This is a genomic window from Halanaerobiales bacterium, assembly GCA_035270125.1.
Taxonomy (GTDB): domain Bacteria; phylum Bacillota; class Halanaerobiia; order Halanaerobiales; family DATFIM01; genus DATFIM01.
The window spans coordinates 1-19,112 of the sequence record DATFIM010000107.1 but is presented as its reverse complement, the minus strand read 5'-3'; the positions used below and the strand labels follow the sequence as shown (position 1 = coordinate 19,112).

At 30.9% G+C, this 19,112-nt stretch carries 20 protein-coding genes; all 20 read left to right on the top strand.

Going from position 1 to position 19,112, the window contains the following annotated elements; all coding sequences use genetic code 11:
- The first annotated feature begins 59 nt into the window (after positions 1-59).
- Positions 60-728, top strand: coding sequence for a hypothetical protein (locus VJ881_05770; GenBank protein HKL75557.1), 669 nt, complete (start codon positions 60-62; stop codon positions 726-728).
- A 58-nt stretch (positions 729-786) separates the two neighbouring features.
- On the top strand, positions 787-2,535 hold the full coding sequence (locus VJ881_05765; protein HKL75556.1) for a sigma-54-dependent Fis family transcriptional regulator: 1,749 nt from the start codon (positions 787-789) through the stop codon (positions 2,533-2,535).
- Positions 2,536-2,794: 259 nt separating this feature from the next.
- The gene (locus VJ881_05760) at positions 2,795-3,862 is read left to right on the top strand and encodes an amino acid dehydrogenase (GenBank protein ID HKL75555.1); all 1,068 of its coding nucleotides are present in this window, start codon (positions 2,795-2,797) and stop codon (positions 3,860-3,862) included.
- Positions 3,863-3,885: 23 nt separating this feature from the next.
- Positions 3,886-4,797 (top strand): bifunctional enoyl-CoA hydratase/phosphate acetyltransferase, encoded by a 912-nt coding sequence (locus tag VJ881_05755; GenBank protein ID HKL75554.1) that lies wholly within the window; start codon positions 3,886-3,888, stop codon positions 4,795-4,797.
- A gap of 26 nt (positions 4,798-4,823) precedes the next feature.
- Positions 4,824-5,891 carry a Glu/Leu/Phe/Val dehydrogenase gene (locus VJ881_05750; GenBank protein ID HKL75553.1) on the top strand — a complete coding sequence of 356 codons (1,068 nt, stop codon included), beginning with the start codon at positions 4,824-4,826 and terminating at the stop codon, positions 5,889-5,891.
- A gap of 14 nt (positions 5,892-5,905) precedes the next feature.
- Positions 5,906-6,976, top strand: coding sequence for a butyrate kinase (buk, locus tag VJ881_05745; protein HKL75552.1), 1,071 nt, complete (start codon positions 5,906-5,908; stop codon positions 6,974-6,976).
- 126 nt (positions 6,977-7,102) lie between these two features.
- Positions 7,103-7,321 carry a 4Fe-4S binding protein gene (locus VJ881_05740; protein HKL75551.1) on the top strand — a complete coding sequence of 73 codons (219 nt, stop codon included), beginning with the start codon at positions 7,103-7,105 and terminating at the stop codon, positions 7,319-7,321.
- Between the two features lie 27 nt (positions 7,322-7,348).
- Positions 7,349-8,413: a 3-methyl-2-oxobutanoate dehydrogenase subunit VorB gene (locus VJ881_05735; protein ID HKL75550.1), complete on the top strand. Its 1,065-nt coding sequence runs from the start codon at positions 7,349-7,351 to the stop codon at positions 8,411-8,413.
- Complete coding sequence (locus tag VJ881_05730; GenBank protein HKL75549.1) at positions 8,413-9,159, top strand: thiamine pyrophosphate-dependent enzyme; 747 nt, start codon at positions 8,413-8,415, stop codon at positions 9,157-9,159. The genes VJ881_05735 and VJ881_05730 overlap by 1 nt, the downstream gene beginning before the upstream one ends.
- 1 nt (position 9,160) lies before the next feature.
- Entirely contained in the window at positions 9,161-9,697 is a 537-nt protein-coding gene (locus VJ881_05725; protein ID HKL75548.1) for a 2-oxoacid:acceptor oxidoreductase family protein, read from the top strand.
- Positions 9,698-9,808: 111 nt separating this feature from the next.
- Positions 9,809-10,927 (top strand): M20/M25/M40 family metallo-hydrolase, encoded by a 1,119-nt coding sequence (locus VJ881_05720; GenBank protein ID HKL75547.1) that lies wholly within the window; start codon positions 9,809-9,811, stop codon positions 10,925-10,927.
- Positions 10,928-10,944: 17 nt separating this feature from the next.
- Positions 10,945-11,502, top strand: coding sequence for an NUDIX hydrolase (locus VJ881_05715; protein HKL75546.1), 558 nt, complete (start codon positions 10,945-10,947; stop codon positions 11,500-11,502).
- Entirely contained in the window at positions 11,489-12,676 is a 1,188-nt protein-coding gene (locus VJ881_05710; protein HKL75545.1) for an endonuclease Q family protein, read from the top strand. The genes VJ881_05715 and VJ881_05710 overlap by 14 nt, the downstream gene beginning before the upstream one ends.
- Positions 12,677-12,876: 200 nt before the next feature.
- Complete coding sequence (locus tag VJ881_05705; protein HKL75544.1) at positions 12,877-13,254, top strand: DUF2089 domain-containing protein; 378 nt, start codon at positions 12,877-12,879, stop codon at positions 13,252-13,254.
- Between the two features lie 17 nt (positions 13,255-13,271).
- Complete coding sequence (locus VJ881_05700; protein ID HKL75543.1) at positions 13,272-13,634, top strand: hypothetical protein; 363 nt, start codon at positions 13,272-13,274, stop codon at positions 13,632-13,634.
- A gap of 82 nt (positions 13,635-13,716) precedes the next feature.
- Complete coding sequence (locus tag VJ881_05695; protein ID HKL75542.1) at positions 13,717-14,799, top strand: DUF4097 family beta strand repeat-containing protein; 1,083 nt, start codon at positions 13,717-13,719, stop codon at positions 14,797-14,799.
- 241 nt (positions 14,800-15,040) lie between these two features.
- Positions 15,041-16,225, top strand: a complete 1,185-nt coding sequence (locus VJ881_05690) for a phosphopentomutase (GenBank protein HKL75541.1) — start codon at positions 15,041-15,043, stop codon at positions 16,223-16,225.
- A gap of 3 nt (positions 16,226-16,228) precedes the next feature.
- The gene (locus VJ881_05685) at positions 16,229-17,044 is read left to right on the top strand and encodes a purine-nucleoside phosphorylase (GenBank protein HKL75540.1); all 816 of its coding nucleotides are present in this window, start codon (positions 16,229-16,231) and stop codon (positions 17,042-17,044) included.
- Positions 17,045-17,071: 27 nt separating this feature from the next.
- Complete coding sequence (locus VJ881_05680; GenBank protein HKL75539.1) at positions 17,072-18,376, top strand: pyrimidine-nucleoside phosphorylase; 1,305 nt, start codon at positions 17,072-17,074, stop codon at positions 18,374-18,376.
- 71 nt (positions 18,377-18,447) lie between these two features.
- Positions 18,448-19,112, top strand: a 665-nt coding sequence (locus VJ881_05675; protein HKL75538.1) for a nicotinate phosphoribosyltransferase, incomplete at its 3' end; no start/stop codon positions are given.

The window sequence follows — 19,112 nt, the reverse complement described above, 5'->3', positions numbered from 1 at the left end:
TCACAATCTTTACTATATTAATCCTCTATGATAAAATAACTCTGAAAGGAGAGAAGATAATGGAAAATAAACGAGTTACAATTTTTACAGGAAATTTTGGAAGCGGAAAAACAGAACTTTCTATTAATTATGCATTGAAATTAAATGAAAATTATTCAAATATAGTACTTGCTGATCTGGATGTGGTAAATCCCTATTTTAGATCAAGAGAAAAAAGTGAATTTCTTGAAGATAAAGGGATTGAAGTAGTTTATCCTAAAAATTTAAAACATGCAGATCTTCCGATTGTTTCTGCTAATGTATATAAATTAATTAAAAACGAAGATATTCATGGTGTTTTAGATGTAGGTGGTAATGAAGATGGAGCAATTTCACTGGCCAGTGTTTCTAAGAATTTGCCTAAAGAGCAGTATGAAATGAATTTTGTAATAAATACTATGAGGCCCAGTACAAATAGTGTTGAAGGTATATTAGATATGAAAAAAAGAATTGAAGCTAAAAGTAAACTTAGTTTTGATAATATTATTTGTAATATTAATTTAGGTGAAGAAACTACTATCGAACATATAAAAGAAGGTTACCCTTTAATTAAAGAGGTTTCACAAGAATTGGATTTACCAATAAAATTCATAGCCATATATAAGGACTTGCTTCCTCTAGATACTGAAAATTATTTTGATGAAGAAATATTGCCTATTGATTTGTATATGAATACCCCATGGAATTAGAATTTAGCTACTTAAAATATTGAATGAAAATTTTAAAAGTTTAAACTGGGGGATAGATATGAAAAATAGATTAAAATATTTAGATAATTTGAATCGTAAAAAAGATGTTATTATTAACTCAACCCATGATGGGCTTATTTCTATTGATAAGATGGGTAGTATAGAACTTTTTAATGATGCTGCTTCAGAAATGTTAGATGTTAGTAAAAGCGAAGCAATTGGTAAAGATGTAAGAGAAGTTATTTCAAATACAAGGCTTCATATTATTTTAAAAACAGGTGAATCAGAATTAAATCAGGTCCAACATGTTGGAGATACTACAATTATAACAAATCGAGTTCCTGTTAGAGATCGTCAGGGGGAAATCATTGGAGCTGTTGCAGTTTTTAGAGATATAACAGAAGTGAAAAAGCTTGCAGAAGAGATTACAAATTTAAAAGAAATGCGAGGCATGTTGGAGGCAATTATAAATTCTACTCAAGATGCCATATCAGTAGTAGATGAAAATGGAATAGGAATTTTGATTAATCCTGCCTATACTCGCTTAACTGGTTTAACAGAAGAGGATGTTATTGGGAAACCAGCTACTGTTGATATTGCCGAAGGTAAAAGTATGCATTATAAAGTTTTAGAAACCAAAGAACCTGTCGAAAATATCCGAATGAAAGTTGGTCCTAATAAAAAAGATGTAATAGTTAATGTAGCTCCAATCATAGTAGATGGTGAGCTAAAAGGTAGTGTTGGTGTAATTAGAGATGTTTCTGAGATTAAAAAATTAACTGAAGAACTTGATGAAGCTAAAAGAATGATAAGACACCTTAATGCTAAATACACTTTTGATGATATTATTGGTAAAAGTGATACAATGCAAGGAGTTGTAAATCAGGCTCAAAAGGCCTCTAAAACTCCTGTTACTGTTTTACTGAGAGGAGAGAGTGGTACAGGTAAAGAACTTTTTGCTCATGCCATTCACAATGCAAGTAAAAGAAAAAATAATAAATTTATAAGTGTTAATTGTTCTGCTCTTGCTAATAATATTTTGGAAAGTGAACTTTTTGGTTATACGGAAGGGGCTTTCACGGGAGCCAAAAAAGGTGGGAAAGTTGGACTTTTTGAAGAAGCTAATGGTGGAACTATTTTTCTTGATGAGATTGGTAAAATAAGTCTAAATCTTCAGGCAAAATTATTGCGTGTTTTACAGGAAAAGGAAATAATTAGAGTTGGAGGAACTCAACCGATAGAAATAGATGTAAGAGTAATAGTAGCTACAAATACAAATTTAGAAAATGCAATAGAAAATGGAGAATTTAGAGAAGATCTTTATTATAGATTCAATGTTTTTCCACTTTTCATACCTCCACTTAGAGAAAGAAAAGGAGATCTTAAAGCTCTTATCCATCATATTATAAGGAAGTTTAATCAGGAGTACGGTAGATCTGTTAAAGATGTTAATGAAAAAGCTTATAATAAATTGGCAAATTATAGATGGCCCGGTAATGTAAGAGAATTGGAGAATATTATTGGGAGAGCAATGATTCATATGAATTTAGATGAAGAAATAATTAAAGAAAGACATTTACCTCCTTTAGGTAAAGCTAATGATGAATATCAAAATAGTAATAATTTAACCCCTGTAGAAAAATCAATTGAGGAAAATACATTAAAGGATATAATTAATGAAACTGAAAAAAATGTAATTAATCAGGCTCTTAAAAAAACAAATGGGAATCGCAAAGAAGCTGCTGAAATGCTTAATATTGCAGTGAGGAGTCTATATTATAAAATGAATAAATATGATATTGATTGAAATAAATTTCCTGCAAAAATATTCAGGCCTGCATTTATTTGCAGGCTTTTTTTAATGTTCTAAAATATTATTTTTCCTTATTAAAATTTTTCTATTACATAAAAAAATAAAAAAACCTTGATTTAATGGGGTTATAAACGATTGTTAATAAAATAACTTATTTTTTTAAATAAAATTCAATTATTGGTATAGTAATTGCAATAAGTATAATAGTAGGTAAAAATTAATAATTTTTTAAAAAATAGGGGGTATATATTATATGAAATTGTTTGAAAAAATGGCTGAAATGGGGCATGAACAGGTAATTTTCATGCAGGATAATGAAACAAAATTAAAATCTGCTATTGCGATTCATAGTACAAAACTGGGTCCTGCAGTTGGTGGATGCAGAATGTATCCTTATGATAGTGAAGAAGATATGTTGACTGATGTTCTTAGATTATCTAGAGGTATGACTTATAAGTCTGCAGCTGCTGGAGATGATTATGGTGGTGGTAAAACTGTAATCTGGGGTGATCCAGATAAAGATAAATCTGAGGGTTTATTTAGAGCTTTAGGTAAATTTATTGATGGATTTAATGGTCGTTATTATACTGGTACTGATGTTGGGACAACATATTATGATTTTGTAACAATGAGAAAAGAAACACCTTATGTTGGTGCACTACCTAAAGAATATGGTGGTGGAGGAGATTCATCAATTCCAACTGCTTATGGAACATATATGGGACTTAAAGCTTCATGTAAAGAAAAGTATGGTTCAGATTCTCTTGAAGGTAAAACAGTTGCAGTTCAAGGTTTAGGTAAAGTTGGAGGAAAATTAGTAAAACATCTTCTTGATGAAGGAGCAGAAGTATATGCTACTGATGTTGATGAAGAATCAATTGAAGCTGCTCGTGACTTGGGAGTAAATATTGTAGAAACTGATGAAATTTTTGATGTGGATTGTGATATCTTCTCTCCAAATGCCTTAGGTGCTGTAATTAATGATGATACTATAGATCGTTTAAATTGTGATATTATTTGTGGGGCAGCCAATAATGTATTAGCTGAGCCACGTCATGGCAAAATTCTTTATGATAGAGGAATTTTATATGCTCCTGATTATGTTGTAAATGCTGGTGGCTTAATTCAGGTAACTGATGAAATGGACCCTAGTGGTTACAATGAAGATAGAGTAATGTCAAAATGTGAAAATATCTATGATACTCTCTTAAAAGTATTTGAAATTTCTCGAGAAAAAGATATTCCAACTTTTGAGGCTGCAAATCATATGGTTGAAGAAAGATTGGAAACAATTTCACATCTAAAATCTATTCGTTCTTAATGATAAAAAAAGAGGTGATATAGTTGTTTGAAAATATTGATGAATTAATTGAAGCAGCAAAAAGTGAACCTGCTTTAAAACTTGCAGTTGCTGCAGCTGGTGATAAGGTTGTTTTGGAAAGTGTAAAAAAAGCTGATGATGCAGGAATAGTAGATCCTATATTAGTTGGAGATCAACAGAAAATAAAGGATAATCTACAAAAAGTCAATTATGATTTTAGTGGAGAAATAATCCATGCTGATAATGATAAACAGGCAGCAACTAAGTCTATAGAATTAATAGCTGAAGGTAAAGCCGATTATCCAATGAAAGGTCTAATAAGCACAAAAGTTATACTACAGGCTTTATTAAATAAAAGTTATGGTTTGAGACAGGATAGATTATTAAGTTTGGTAACAATGATGTATCTTGAAAAAGAAGATAAAATTGTATTTATGACTGATGGCGGGATGAATATTAATCCTGATCTTAATGATAAAAAAGAAATCATTGCAAATGCTGCAGAAATGGCTAAGGCAGTAGGTATAAACAAACCTAAAGTTGCACCTTTAGCTGCTGTTGAAAAAGTCAATCCGGCAATGCCCTGTACATTAGATGCTGCTACTCTTTCTAAAATGGGAGATAGAGGACAGATAGCAAATACAGAAATTGATGGTCCTCTTGCTTTTGATAATGCTGTTAGTTTAGAAGCAGCAGAACATAAGGGAATAGAAAGTCCTGTTGCTGGAAAAGCAGATATTTTGTTAGTTCCAGATATTGAAGCGGGAAATATTTTATATAAAGCTCTGGTCTTTTATGCAGGTCTACCTTCTGCAAGTCTGGTTTTAGGAGCTAAAGTTCCAATGGTATTAACTTCAAGAGCTGATAGTGCAACAACTAAATTTAATTCTATTGCTCTTGGTAAATTGGTTACTATGGGTTATAAAAATAATTAATTATAAAATTCAAGGGGGATTTAATAATGAAAAAAGTATTTGAAAAAATGGAAGAATTTGATCATGAACAGATAGTTGTTAATTATGATGAAGAAACAGGACTAAAAGCAATAATTGCAATTCATGATACAAGTCTTGGCCCAGCACTTGGTGGAACAAGACTCTGGAATTATGATAATGAAGAAGAAGCATTAATTGATGTTATGAGACTATCTAAAGGAATGACTTACAAAGCTGCAGCTGCTGGACTTAACTTAGGTGGTGGAAAAGCAGTTATAATTGGAGATGCAGATAATATTAAGAGTGAAGAATTATGGAGAGCTTTTGGACGTTTTGTTCAAAGTTTAAATGGTCGTTATATTACTGCTGAAGATGTTAATACAACTGTAGAAGATATGTCATATATTGCAGAAGAAACTGATTATGTAACCGGTCTTCCTGGTACAAGTGGAAACCCTTCTCCAGTTACTGCTTTTGGAGTCTGGAAAGCCATGAAAGCTACAGCAGATGAAGTATATGGTACACCTGATCTTGAAGGTAAAACAGTTGCAATTCAGGGTGTAGGACATGTTGGTTATCATTTAGCAAAGCATATCAATGAAGAAGGCGGAAATTTAATAGTAACTGATATTAAACAGGAAAACATTGATAGAGTTGTAGAAGATTTTGGGGCAGAAGTTGTAGAACCTGATGAAATATTTGGAGTTGACTGTGATATATTTGCTCCAAGTGCTTTAGGTGCTGTTATTAATGATGATACTATTCCTCAATTAAAATGTGATATTATCTGTGGAGCTGCTAATAATGTTCTTAAAGATGAAGAAAAACATGGTAATAAATTAGATGAAATGGATATTTTATATGGCCCTGATTATGTAGCTAATGCAGGTGGCTTAATAAATGTTTATGATGAACTACAGGGATATAATCGTGATCGTGCTATAAATAGAGCTAGCAAAATTTATGATAATATGAAAAAAGTAATAGAAATTAGTAAAAGAGATAATATTCCAACTTACAAAGCAGCAGATATAATGGCAGAAGAAAGAATAGAAAAAGTTTCTAAAGTTCGCAGAAATTATATACCTAGATAGGAGGATTAGATTTTATGGACAAGATGATTTTAGTGATTAACCCAGGTTCAACTTCTACTAAACTCGGTCTATATAGAGGTTTAGAGGAGGTTTTTGTTGAAAATATTTCTCATGATGCTGAAGAATTAAAAGATTTTAAAAAGATAACTGATCAACAGGATCTCAGACTATCATATATTTTAGATTTTCTTGAAGATAAAGAAGTTGAACTGGATCATCTTTCAGCTGTGGTAGGTAGAGGTGGATTATTAAAACCTATCCCTGGTGGAACTTATAAGGTTAATGAAAAGATGATTAAAGATTTAAACAAAGGTGTTCAGGGAGAACATGCAAGTAATTTAGGTGGTATTCTGGCAAAATCAATAGCTGATAAAGTTGATATTCCATCTTTTATTGTAGATCCAGTTGTTGTTGATGAACTGCAGGATGTAGCTCGCCTATCAGGGCTACCTGAAATTGAAAGAGTAAGTATTTTTCATGCTCTTAATCAAAAAGCAGTAGCAAGAAAATATGCAAAAGATCATAATGAAAAATATGAAAATTTAAATCTGATTGTTGCCCATCTGGGTGGAGGAATTTCTGTTGGTATTCATAATAATGGAAAAGTAATAGACGTTAATGATGCATTAAGTGGTGAAGGGCCATTTTCTCCAAACAGAAGTGGTGGACTACCTAGTTTTGATCTTTTTGAGATGTGTTATGATGATAAATATTCATATGAAGATATTAAAAAGAAATTAGTCGGAAAAGGTGGAGTTGTAGCATATCTTGGAACAAATGATATGATAGAGGTTGAAGATAAGGTTGAAGATGGAGATGAAAAATATGAATTAGTCTTTAAATCAATGGCTTATCAAACTTCAAAAGAAATTGCTTCTTTAGCTCCAGTAACTAATGGAAAGATAGATGCTATTATCTTAACAGGTGGGATAGCTTATTCTGATTATTTTGTTGATAGAATAAAAGAGTCTGTAGGTTTTATAGCTCCTATAGAAATTTATCCTGGAGAAGAAGAATTGAAAGCACTTGCTGCTGGAGCAAAAAGAGTTTTGAATGGTGAAGAGGAAGCTAAAGAATATAATTAAATTTAATACCCGGGTATTAAGAGCCCGGGTATATTCCTGTCTTTTTTTAGAATTGGTTTTGACCAAAAATGTATGATACAATTACATTTGGTAGAAACTTCATGAAAGATAAAGGGGGTTAATTAGATGGAAAAAGTAAAAAATGTAGTATTTAATGAAGAGAGATGTAAGGGCTGTGAACTTTGTACAACTGTCTGTCCAAAAGGAATTATAAAAATGGCAGATAGAATTAACAGTCATGGTTATCACCCTGCTGAAGTTACAGACCAGGATGAATGTATAAGCTGTGGACTGTGTGCTCAAATGTGTCCAGATGTAGTAATTACTGTATATAAAGAAGAATAGATTATTAAATTAAAAGGAGGTTTTAAGATGGGAGAAAAAACATTGATGAAAGGAAATGAAGCTGTAGCTGAAGCAGCTATTAAAGCAGGCTGTCGTTATTTTTTCGGTTATCCAATAACTCCACAAAATGACGTTCCTGCCTATATGGCTCGCAGATTACCAGAAGTAGGAGGTACATTCCTCCAGGCTGAAAGTGAAGTTGCAGCAAGTAATATGGTTTATGGTGCAGCTGGTGCTGGAGCAAGAGTAATGACATCATCATCCAGTCCAGGAATTAGTCTTAAAGCAGAAGGTATTTCATATATAGCAGGTGCAGAATTACCTGCAGTTATTGTTAATATGATGAGAGGTGGACCGGGACTTGGTGGTATCCAGCCTTCTCAATCTGATTATTTCCAGGCAACAAAAGGAATGGCTCATGGTGACTTTAGATTATGTGTATTAGCTCCATCATCTGTTCAGGAGTTAGTAGACTTAACTATGGAAGCTTTTGAGATAGCTGATAGATATCGTAATCCTGTTATGATTGTTGGAGATGGTATGATTGGTCAGATGATGGAACCTGTAGAATTCAAAAATGAAGTAGATCCTGATGAATTACCAAAAAAAGAATGGGCTACTGATGGAGCTAAAGGTAGAGAAAAAAATGTTATTAACTCTTTGGCTTTAGATCCTCAAGACCTTGAAGATCATAACTGGAAATTAAAAGAAAAATATGACAAAATGCAAGAAAATGAAGTGAGATATGAAACATATAATATGGAAGATGCAGATATGGCTATTGTTGCTTATGGAACAACTGCTAGAATTGCAATCAATGCGATGGAAATGGCTAGAAAAGATGGTATTAAAGTTGGCCTTATTAGACCAATTACATTATTTCCATTCCCAACTGAAGTAATTCGTGATGCTGCAGATGATGTTGATTCTTTCTTAGCAGTAGAAATGAGTACTGGCCAAATGATTGAAGATGTAAGACTTGCTGTTGAAGGTAAAAAACCAGTTTATTTCCATGGTAGACCTGGTGGTATGATTCCTTCACCAGCAGAAATTTATGATAAAGTTAAGGAAAATATAGGAGGTGACAGATAATGAATAAAGTAGCTGGATATCCAGATTCACTATCAGAAAAAGAATTTCACTATTGTCCTGGTTGTACCCATGGTATTATTCATCGTTTGATAGCTGAAGTTATGGATGAATTAGATATAAAAGATGAAACAATTGGAGTTGCACCAGTAGGTTGTTCAGTACTGGCTTATGAATATTTTGATTGTGATATGCATGAAGCATCTCACGGTAGAGCTCCTGCAGTTGCAACAGGAATAAAAAGAGTTCATCCCGATAAGGTAGTATTTACCTATCAAGGTGATGGTGATTTTGCATCTATTGGTACTGCTGAAAGTGTACATGCTGCAAATCGTGGCGAAAATATTACTACAATTTTTGTTAATAATGCTATTTATGGTATGACAGGAGGACAGATGGCTCCAACATCTTTAGAAGGTCAAAAAACAACTACATCTCCTTATGGTAGAGATACTAAAGAGGCTGGTCATCCTATTAAAATGACTGAAATGTTGAGTATTGCTGATGGTGCTGCTTATGTTTCGAGAGTATCTGTTCATAAACCTAAATATATAAGAGAAGCAAAAAAAGCAATTAAAAAAGCTTTTAAAGCACAATTAGAGGGTAAAGGTTATTCATTAGTTGAAGTACTTTCTACCTGTCCAACAAATTGGGGAATGAGTCCTGTAGATGCTGTAGAATGGCTTGATGAAAATATGATCCCTGTTTATCCTCTAGGTGAAATTAAGTCTCCAGAGGAGGGTGAATAAGATGAAAGAAGAAATAATTATGGCTGGTTTTGGTGGCCAGGGAGTAATGTCAATAGGTAAATTGCTTTCTTATGCTGGTATGAAAAGAGGTAAAGAAGTTTCCTGGATGCCTTCATATGGTCCAGAAATGAGAGGTGGAACTGCTAATTGTACAGTTATTGTATCTGATAAAAAAATACCATCCCCTCTTTCTTCCAATCCAAATTCAATAATAGTAATGAATTTACCTTCTTTAGATAAATTTTCTCCTCAGGTAAAGTCTGGTGGAACTATTTTCGTTAACTCATCTCTTATTGATAAAGAAGTAGAAAGAGATGATGTAGAAGTTGTAAAAGTTCCAGCTAATGAAATTGCTAATGATTTAGGTAATAGTAAAGCTGCTAATATGGCTATGTTAGGTGCCTATATTGGGAAAACCGGACTTCTTGATTTAGAAATTGTAAAAGAATCTCTAAAAAATGTTCTACCTGAGAGAAGACATGGTTTAATTCCTATTAATGAAAAAGCTTTAGAAAAAGGGAATGAGCTAGTAAAATAAATTCTCTTAAATAAATATTATTTTCAAAAAATCCTTCCCTGAATTTTTCAGGGAGGGATTTTTGTGTTAATATAATAGAAAGGCTACTTTTAATTTTTAGGAGGTTATTTAATGGCTAATTTAGAAAAAGATAAGATAGTGGATAAATTTATAGAATTAGTTGAAATTGATAGTGTATCAAAACATGAACGAAATATGGCTGACAGCTTAAAAAATGAGCTCAATAAACTTGGCTTTATAGTTGAAGAAGATAAAACTGGAGAAAAAATAAATGGTAATGCTGGCAATATTATAGCTAAATTAGATGGAGATGATTCTCTACCTACAATTTTATTATCTGCTCATATGGATCGAGTAAAACCAGGTAAAGGAGTCAAAACCAAAATAAAAGATGGCTACATTTATAGTAAAGGAGATACAGTTTTAGGTGGAGATGATATGATAGGAGTAATCAGTATTATTGAAGCAGTTAAAAATCTACAAAGAGAAAATTTTAATTATCCTAATATTATTGTTGTATTTTCTGTTGCTGAAGAAATAGGCCTACTTGGGGCAAAAAATCTTGATTCCTCTTATATTGAAAAGGCAGATTATGGGATTGTAATTGATGCTGATGGTAATATTGGCAAAGTGATAAATAAGGCTCCTGGACAGAATAAATTTAATGCAGTTATTAAAGGTAAAGCTGCTCATGCTGGAATGGAACCAGAAAAAGGTGTTAATGCAATTAAAATAGCAAGTCATGCCATTTCAAAAATGAAGGTAGGACGAATTGATTTTGAAACTACAGCTAATATTGGAGTAATTCGTGGTGGTTCTGCAAGTAATATTGTTCCAGATGTAGTTGAACTGGAAGGTGAAGTTAGAAGTCATAATGAAGAAAAACTGTTTAATCAAACACAAGAAATGAAATCAGTTCTTAACAAATATACTGAGCAACTAAAGGGAAATGTAGAATTTGATATTGAAAGATTATATGATAATTTTGAAATTAATAAAAATGAACATATTATTAAAATAGTAAAAAAAGCTGCTGAAAAAACTAATCTTCCTTTTGAACTTACAAGTAGTGGTGGAGGTAGTGATGCTAATATTTTTAACAAAAAAGGTCTTTCAACCATAAATTTAGGATCAGCTATGGAGAATGTGCATTCCACCGATGAAAGAATAAAAATATCTAATTTATTAAAATTAATTAAGTACTTAATTAATATCATTAAAACTTTTTAGGATAGAGGAGAGATAATATGGGAGATTTTGAAGAAAAAACAATTGAAAGCAAAAATATATATAGTGGTTCAGTTTTAAAATTACGAAAAGACAGAGTTTTATTACCTGACAAAAATAAGTCTTACAGAGAAGTTATAGAACACAGTGGTGGGGTTGCAATTCTTGCCAAAAATGAAAATGATAAGATTTTGATGGTCAAACAATATCGGAAAGCAGTAGAAAAAATGTTGCTGGAAATTCCTGCTGGTAAACTTGATAATGGTGAAAAACCTGCAGAATGTGCTTCCCGAGAATTATGGGAAGAGACAGGTTATAAAGCAAAAAATGTGAAAGAATTATTTTCATTTTATACAAGTCCAGGTTATTCAAATGAAAAATTACATTTGTATTTAGCTGAAGATTTAAAGTATGATCCTGGTGATGCCCTTGATCCAGGAGAATTCATAAAACATGCTCTGTTAGATCCGGCTGAAATAATGGAAAAAATTAATAGTGGGAAAATAGTTGATGGTAAAACTATTGTTGCTTTATTATACTATCTTCAGAATCAGGATGATTTTGATGAAATTAAATAAATACTTTGCTGATTTGCATATTCATATTGGAAGAGCTAGCTCTGGTCAGGCTGTCAAGATAACTGCTTCTGATAAATTAAATTTTTCTAATATAGCTAAAGAATCTTTAGAAAGAAAGGGGATAGATGTAGTAGGGATAATAGATTCTGCTTCACCTGATGTTATAAAAGATATTGAGTTTATGTTAAATAAAAATATTATGAAAGAATTAGATGAAGGGGGATTATTATATAAAGATGAATTGCTAATTATCCCTGGTGCTGAAATAGAAAGTAGAGAAGAGAATGGAGGTCAGGTCCATTATCTTGCATATTTTCCTTATTTAAAAAATCTTAAAGAATTTAGTGAAATCATGAGTCAGTATATTACTAATATTAATTTGAGTTCTCAATCTACAGGTTTAACAGGAAAAGAAATATTTAAAATTACAAAAGTTTGTTCTGGAATTTTGATACCAGCTCATGCCTTTACTCCTCATAAAAGTTTTTATGGAAATGCTTTTTCAACTTATAAAGAAGTTTTTAATGAAAAACAGTGGAATGAAATTCCTGCTATTGAGTTGGGTTTAAGTGCTGACACAAAATTGGCTGATTATTTACCAGAATTGAGAAATAAAAGTTTTTTAAGCAACTCTGATGCTCATTCTATTCCCAAGATTGCCAGAGAATATAATATATTTAAAATTAAAGATTTGAATTTTAAGGAAATTAAACTTGCCTTAAAAAGAAAAAAAGGAAGAAAAACTACTAAAAATTTTGGGATGGATCCCCGTTTAGGTAAATACCATCGTTCATATTGTCCTGAATGTGAGACAATATTTTCTTCAGACAAAACAGTTGATAAATGTCCGGTTTGTGAAAGTGATAAGTTAATTACAGGTGTAAAAGATCGGGTATTAGATATAATTAAGGAACAGGAATCTAAATCACCTTCATACCGAGCTGAATATATATATCAGGTTCCTTTATTAAATTTACCTGGGATAGGTAAAAAAACTTTAAAAAAATTGCTAAATGAATTTGGAACTGAGATGGAAATTATTCATAATAGTAAATATGAAAATCTCAAATCAATTGTTGGCCCTAAAATTGCAGATTTAATACTTAAAGCAAGAAAAGGTAATTTATCTATTGAATCTGGTGGTGGAGGTAATTATGGTAAGGTTTCTGAATAGCATTTAAATATTTAATATTTAATTCAATAAAATAAATATTTTTGTTGCTTTTATTAATATGAAGTAATAAAGCAGGGTAAAAACCCCCTTAAAATTAAATATATTAATCAACTTTTTAAAAAAGTTAATATATTGCTTGACATATTTAAAATAATGATATATACTTTTAATAACAGATATTATAGAAAGAGGTGAAAATTATGGCTCATGATCTTATTGGTAAATGTCCGGTGTGTAATGAAAATTTACAAATTACAAAATTAAAATGTCCTCATTGTAGGACAGAAATTAGTGGAAACTTTCAGTTAGATAAATTTTTACGATTGGATAAAGAACAATTAGAATTTGTAGAAGTTTTTATTAAATCAAGAGGTAATATTAAAGAAGTTGAGAGAGAAATGGGTATTTCCTATCCAACAGTTCGTAATAAGCTTGATGATGTTATAGGAGCTTTGGGTTATAATGCAGAAGAGAGTCCAGATGATGTAACTGCAGAAAAAAGAAAAGAAATCTTAGATTCTTTAGAAAAGGGTGAAATAGATTCTAAAGAGGCAGTTGAATTACTTCAGAAAATTTAAAGGGGGATTTAATTGATATGAGTGATGAGAGAATGAGAATTTTAAAAATGGTGGAAGAGGGTAAAATTGATGTAGATGAAGCTAATAATTTGTTGGAAACTCTTGAAGGAGATAAAAAACCTGAAACGAAAATATCTTCTAAATCTAAATCTATAAAAATTCTTGTAGAAGAAAATGGAGAAGAGAAAGTAAATATCTCAATACCAATGATTTTAGCTAAATCTTTTATGAAATTTTTACCTAAAGATGCTAAAAAAAGTCTCAATAATCAGGATGTAGATCTTGACGAAATTATTAATTCTGTAGATTCAGAAGTAGAAGGTGGAACTCTGGTTGATATTAAAGATGGTAGTGATCATGTAATTATTAAAGTAGAATAGCTATTAATCACGAGACTAGTAACTAGTCTCGTATATAAAAAATTAAGAATATTCTTATTATGAGGTGATATAATTGGAAGAAATGGAAATGGTTAAAAAGATGTTAAAAGAAGGAAAAATCACTAAAGAAGAAGCTGATGAATTAATTGCTGCTCTTGAGGAATCTTATGGTATAGACCAGCAAAAGACTGAAGATAAAAAAAAAGAATATAAAAAAAATAATTTTGAAGATGATAAATCAGAAAAGAAAAGTTTTGCAGAAAATATAACTGAAAACATAAAAAATAATATTGATGGAGAAGAAATAAGTAAAAATATTAAAAAAGGAATTGAAGATTCACTTGATAGTAGTAGTAATATTGTTGATGAAATAAAGAATATGTTTGGTAGTTTTTTTGGTACAGGATTTGAATTTATAGAAAATTATAAATCTAATTTTAATACTGACAGTCCAATAATTGATATTGATAATACAAATGGAAAAATAAAACTAAGTTGTTGGGATAAAAATGAATATAGTTTAAATATTAAATTTAATATATCTGCTGAAAGTAAAGAAGAAGCAGAAAAAATAAAGAAGAAAATATTTAATTTAAAAAGCTCAGATGATAGTTTGCAAATAATAATAGAGGATATTAAAGACCACCGGATTAATACAGATATATTTTTAACTTTACCTACTGATTATGTTTATCAGGGTAATGTTGAAAATATAAATGGAAAAGTTAGAGTTGAAGAATTGAATTTTAGTAGTTTTCGTTTAAAAACTAAAAATGGTAAAATTGATTTAGCTAAAACTAAAATTAATGAAGGAAAAGTAAAAAGTACAAATGGTAAGATATTTTTTGATGGGTGGGCAAAAAAGTTAAATTTATCAACAGTTAATGGGATGATAACAGTAAATTTAAGGGAAAAAGAAAATTCGAAAATTGAGATTAATACGACTAATGGTACTCAGAATATAAGTTTTCCTGAAAATGCAGAATATTTTATTGATACCAGTATTAAAATTGGTTCAATATCCATTAACTTAGCTGATATGAATTTTATTAAAGAAAAAGAGGGACTTGTAAAGAAACATTATATTTTAAAATCGAGTAAATGGAATGAAAATGGTATAAATTTAATTTCTAAATCAACTAATGGAAGTATAAATATTGATTAATTTTTATCAATCCTAAATATATTATTATTTAAAAAGCAACCAGTTATTATAATTGGTTGCTTTTGTAACTTTTATAGTAGCTTTTATTTATGATATAATATAGTGAATTGAAAGAAGGATTTATATTATATTTATTGAATATTATTAATAAAGAAACTGGTTGTAAGATGTCTAACATTTAAATTGTTTAAATTTTTGTTATAATAAAAATGTAAATAAAATTTTAGGGAGGGGAAATAATTTGAAGAATATAAATAGAGCTATAATAATTGTTCTTGACAGTGTTGGAATTGGAGAGCTTCCTGATGCTAAAGATTATGGAGATGTTGGAGCTGATACATTAGGAAATATGGCTAGAGAACTTGGTGGTTTAAATTTGCCTAATTTAGAAAAATTAGGATTGGGTAAAATAAAAAATATTAAAGGTCTGAATTCAAATATAAAAGCTAAGGGTTCTTATGGGAAAATGGCTGAAGCTTCGGTTGGAAAAGATACTACAACAGGACATTGGGAATTAGCAGGTTTGATTTCTGAAAAACCTTTTCCAACTTATCCTGATGGATTTCCTGATGAGGTGATTAATGAATTCGAGGAAGAGATTGGCAGAGAAATATTAGGAAATAAACCTGCTTCAGGTACTGTGATTATTGAAGAACTAATAGACGAGCATTTGGAAACTGCTAATCCAATTGTCTATACTTCTGCAGATAGTGTTTTTCAAATTGCTGCTCATGAAGAGGTTATACCTGTAGATGAACTTTATGAAATGTGTCAAAAAGCAAGAGAGATTTTAACTGGAGAACATGGAGTTGGAAGAGTTATTGCCCGTCCATTTGTAGGAGAACCGGGAAATCTTGAACGTACAGAAAGGCGTAAAGATTTTTCTTTAAAGCCTACTAAAAATACACTTTTAGATAATATCAAAAAAGCGGGAAAGAAAGTTCAATCAGTAGGAAAAATTGATGATATTTTTGCAAATAGAGGAATAACTGCTTCTAATCATACAATAGCTAATATGGATAGTATTGATGCCATTTTAGATTTTGCAAAAAAAGATGATCAAGGATTAATTTTTGCAAATTTAGTAGAATATGATATGATTTATGGACACAGAAGAGATGTTAAGGGTTATGCCCAGGCTTTAGAAGAGTTTGATAAAAGATTACCAGAAATATTAGATAGTTTAAATGATGATGATGTTTTATTTATAACAGCAGATCATGGATGTGATCCAACTTATGAAGGAACAGATCATACGAGGGAATATGTACCTTTATTAGTATATGGAAATAATATAAAAGAAGATAATGATATTAATATAAGAGATAGTTATGCAGATTTAGCTGCAACTATTGCTGAATTACTTTCTATAGAAAAAACTGCTGATGGTGAAAGTTTTAGAAATTTAATTATCAAGGAGGATTAATAAATGTTAGATAAAATTAAGGAAGCTGTAAAATATATTGATAATAAAATAGATATAAAACCTGATATTGGCTTGATTTTAGGTTCAGGATTGGGAATATTAGCAGAAGATATAAAAGACAAAATTGAAATAGAATATAAAGATATACCACATTTTCCTGTTTCAACTGTAGAAGGTCATGCTGGAAAACTTATTATTGGTAAATTGGAAGATAAAGAAGTAATAGCTATGCAGGGAAGATTTCATTATTATGAAGGTTATAGTATGCAGGAAATTACTATGCCTGTTAGAGTAATGAAATTGTTAGGAATAGATAAAATGATTGTTACAAATGCAGCTGGAGGAATTAACTTTAATTTTGATCCAGGTGATTTTATGATAATTACCGATCATTTAAATTTAATGGGAGATAATCCATTGATTGGGGAAAATTATAATCAATTTGGTCCTCGTTTTCCAGATATGTCTGAAGCATATGATAAAAATTTAAGAAATATTGCAGAAAAAACTGCAAGGGAAGAATCCTTAACAGTGAGAAATGGAGTTTATGCTGGAATGTCAGGTCCCAGTTTTGAAACACCTGCTGAAATTAGGAAACTGAGGAAAGATGGTGCAGATGCTGTAGGTATGTCTACAGTACCGGAAGTAATAGTAGCCAATCATATGGATATTGATGTATTAGGAATATCCTGTATAACCAATATGGCTGCTGGTATTCTTCCTCAACCATTAAATCACGAAGAAGTAATAGAAATAACTGAAAAAGTAAAACCTGAATTTAAAAAATTAGTAAGAACAATTTTAAAAAGAATTGAATAATAAAAATTATAAAAAGGGGTATCAGTTATGAGACCTTATGATATTATTTTTAATAAAAGAGAAGGTAAAGAGCATACTAAAAAAGAAATTGATTATCTAATTGAAGGATATACAAAAGAAGATATACCTGATTATCAATTATCGGCCTGGGCAATGGCTGTTTTCTTTCAGGGGATGACTTCTTTAGAAACAGCCCATTTAACAACAGCAATGGCTAAATCCGGGGATATGATTGATTTGAGCGATATAAAAGGTTTTAAAGTAGATAAACATAGTACTGGAGGAGTTGGCGATACTACAACATTAGTGTTAGCTCCTTTAGTTGCTGCTGCAGGTCTTCCGGTAGCCAAAATGTCAGGAAGAGGTTTGGGACATACAGGTGGTACAATTGATAAATTAGAATCTATTCCAGGATTTAATGTTAATTTATCGAGAGAAGAATTTATTAAAACAGTTAATGATAAAGGAATCGCTGTGGTAGGCCAGACAGGCAATTTAACTCCTGCCGACAAAAAATTATATTCATTAAGGGATGTTACTGCTACTGTGGATTCTATACCACTTATTGCGAGCAGTATAATGAGTAAAAAAATAGCAGGAGGAGCAGATGGAATAGTACTCGATGTAAAAACTGGTAATGGTGCTTTCATGAAAAATTATGACCAGGCTAAAAATTTAGCTCAAAGTATGGTTGAGATTGGTAAAGAGGTTGGTAGAATTACCAGTGCAGTAATTACAGATATGAATCAACCTTTAGGTTATGCAGTTGGAAATAGTCTTGAAGTTAAAGAAGCTATTGAAACCTTAAAAGGAAAGGGACCTTCTGATTTAAGAGAACTCTGTTTGACATTAGGTTCTAATATGTTATTAAATGCAAGTAAGGTTGAAAATTTTGATGAGGGATATAAAGTATTAGAAGACTTACTTGATTCAGGAAAAGCATTAAATAAATTTAAAGATTTTATATTAGGACAGGGAGGTAATGCTGAAGTAGTTAATAATTATGATTTATTACCCACTGCTAAAGAGATAGTAGAAGTAAAAAGTTCTGAGGCTGGATATATAAAAGAAATTAATGCTTTAGATGTTGGAATAACAGCAATGGAAGTCGGTGCCGGACGCGAAACAAAGGAAGATAAAATTGATCATGCTGTGGGAGTTGTTTTAAATAAAAAATATGGTGAATATGTTAAAAAAGATGAAAGATTGGCTTATCTTCATCTCAATAATTTAAAGCAAAAAGATGAGGCAGTAAATAAAATATTGGATTCTTTTGAAATTTCCCAAAATAAGCCTAAAAAGAGAGAGTTAATTTATAATATAATCAGATAAAAGATTGGATTTACCCCCTTTCAAAATTAAAGTAAAAAATCTTAAAGGGGATAAATAATAGGGGTGAAATAATGTCAGTATTCAATGAAGAAAGATTACCAATAGATACCTTCCAGATAGATAAAGAAAGAATGGTAAATGGTTGGTATTCAGATGTATATTTTAGAAATATTAGCAAAATTTTAAATCAATTATCTAATGAAGGCTATACTTATGAAGAGGAAGATATTGGGAATATAGAAGTTGAAATGCAAATATTCCCTCGGAGAAAACCATTTTCTATTGTTGGTGGTATTGATGAAGCTCTGGCTTTATTAAAAACTGCAACAGGATACTGGAATGAAGAAGGAGAATTTATTAATACATTTTCTAATCTTGAAGTTGAGGCCTGTCATGATGGAGTAAAAGGTTATTATAATGGAAATCCCAAAAATGTTGATCCTGTAATTAAAATAAGAGGAAGATATAGAGACTTTTCAATTTTAGAAACTCCAATGGTAGGTTCTTTAACCGAAGCTTCAAGAATTGCAACAAATGTATATAAAGTATTGGAAGCAGCAAGGGGAAAAGATATTTTGTTCTTTCCTGCAAGATTTGCTCATTATAAACTTCAGGCTTTACACGGATATGCTTATTCTCTTGGGGTAAAAGCGTATAATAAAGATTATGGAAAAAACAGTTTGAGACTTGTATCTACAGATGGTCAGGGAGCCTGGTGGGGAGGAAAAGGTGGTGG

What these genes read in the sequence shown, in the direction of transcription:
- VJ881_05765 (HKL75556.1), top strand. Translation starts at nt 787, where the DNA reads ATGAAAAATAGATTAAAATATTTAGATAATTTGAATCGTAAAAAAGAT.
- VJ881_05715 (HKL75546.1), top strand. Translation starts at nt 10,945, where the DNA reads ATGGGAGATTTTGAAGAAAAAACAATTGAAAGCAAAAATATATATAGT.
- VJ881_05730 (HKL75549.1), top strand. Translation starts at nt 8,413, where the DNA reads ATGAATAAAGTAGCTGGATATCCAGATTCACTATCAGAAAAAGAATTT.
- VJ881_05700 (HKL75543.1), top strand. Translation starts at nt 13,272, where the DNA reads ATGAGTGATGAGAGAATGAGAATTTTAAAAATGGTGGAAGAGGGTAAA.
- VJ881_05685 (HKL75540.1), top strand. Translation starts at nt 16,229, where the DNA reads ATGTTAGATAAAATTAAGGAAGCTGTAAAATATATTGATAATAAAATA.
- VJ881_05705 (HKL75544.1), top strand. Translation starts at nt 12,877, where the DNA reads ATGGCTCATGATCTTATTGGTAAATGTCCGGTGTGTAATGAAAATTTA.
- VJ881_05740 (HKL75551.1), top strand. Translation starts at nt 7,103, where the DNA reads ATGGAAAAAGTAAAAAATGTAGTATTTAATGAAGAGAGATGTAAGGGC.
- VJ881_05695 (HKL75542.1), top strand. Translation starts at nt 13,717, where the DNA reads ATGGAAATGGTTAAAAAGATGTTAAAAGAAGGAAAAATCACTAAAGAA.
- buk (HKL75552.1), top strand. Translation starts at nt 5,906, where the DNA reads ATGGACAAGATGATTTTAGTGATTAACCCAGGTTCAACTTCTACTAAA.
- VJ881_05770 (HKL75557.1), top strand. Translation starts at nt 60, where the DNA reads ATGGAAAATAAACGAGTTACAATTTTTACAGGAAATTTTGGAAGCGGA.
- VJ881_05680 (HKL75539.1), top strand. Translation starts at nt 17,072, where the DNA reads ATGAGACCTTATGATATTATTTTTAATAAAAGAGAAGGTAAAGAGCAT.
- VJ881_05720 (HKL75547.1), top strand. Translation starts at nt 9,809, where the DNA reads ATGGCTAATTTAGAAAAAGATAAGATAGTGGATAAATTTATAGAATTA.
- VJ881_05725 (HKL75548.1), top strand. Translation starts at nt 9,161, where the DNA reads ATGAAAGAAGAAATAATTATGGCTGGTTTTGGTGGCCAGGGAGTAATG.
- VJ881_05760 (HKL75555.1), top strand. Translation starts at nt 2,795, where the DNA reads ATGAAATTGTTTGAAAAAATGGCTGAAATGGGGCATGAACAGGTAATT.
- VJ881_05735 (HKL75550.1), top strand. Translation starts at nt 7,349, where the DNA reads ATGGGAGAAAAAACATTGATGAAAGGAAATGAAGCTGTAGCTGAAGCA.
- VJ881_05750 (HKL75553.1), top strand. Translation starts at nt 4,824, where the DNA reads ATGAAAAAAGTATTTGAAAAAATGGAAGAATTTGATCATGAACAGATA.
- VJ881_05710 (HKL75545.1), top strand. Translation starts at nt 11,489, where the DNA reads ATGAAATTAAATAAATACTTTGCTGATTTGCATATTCATATTGGAAGA.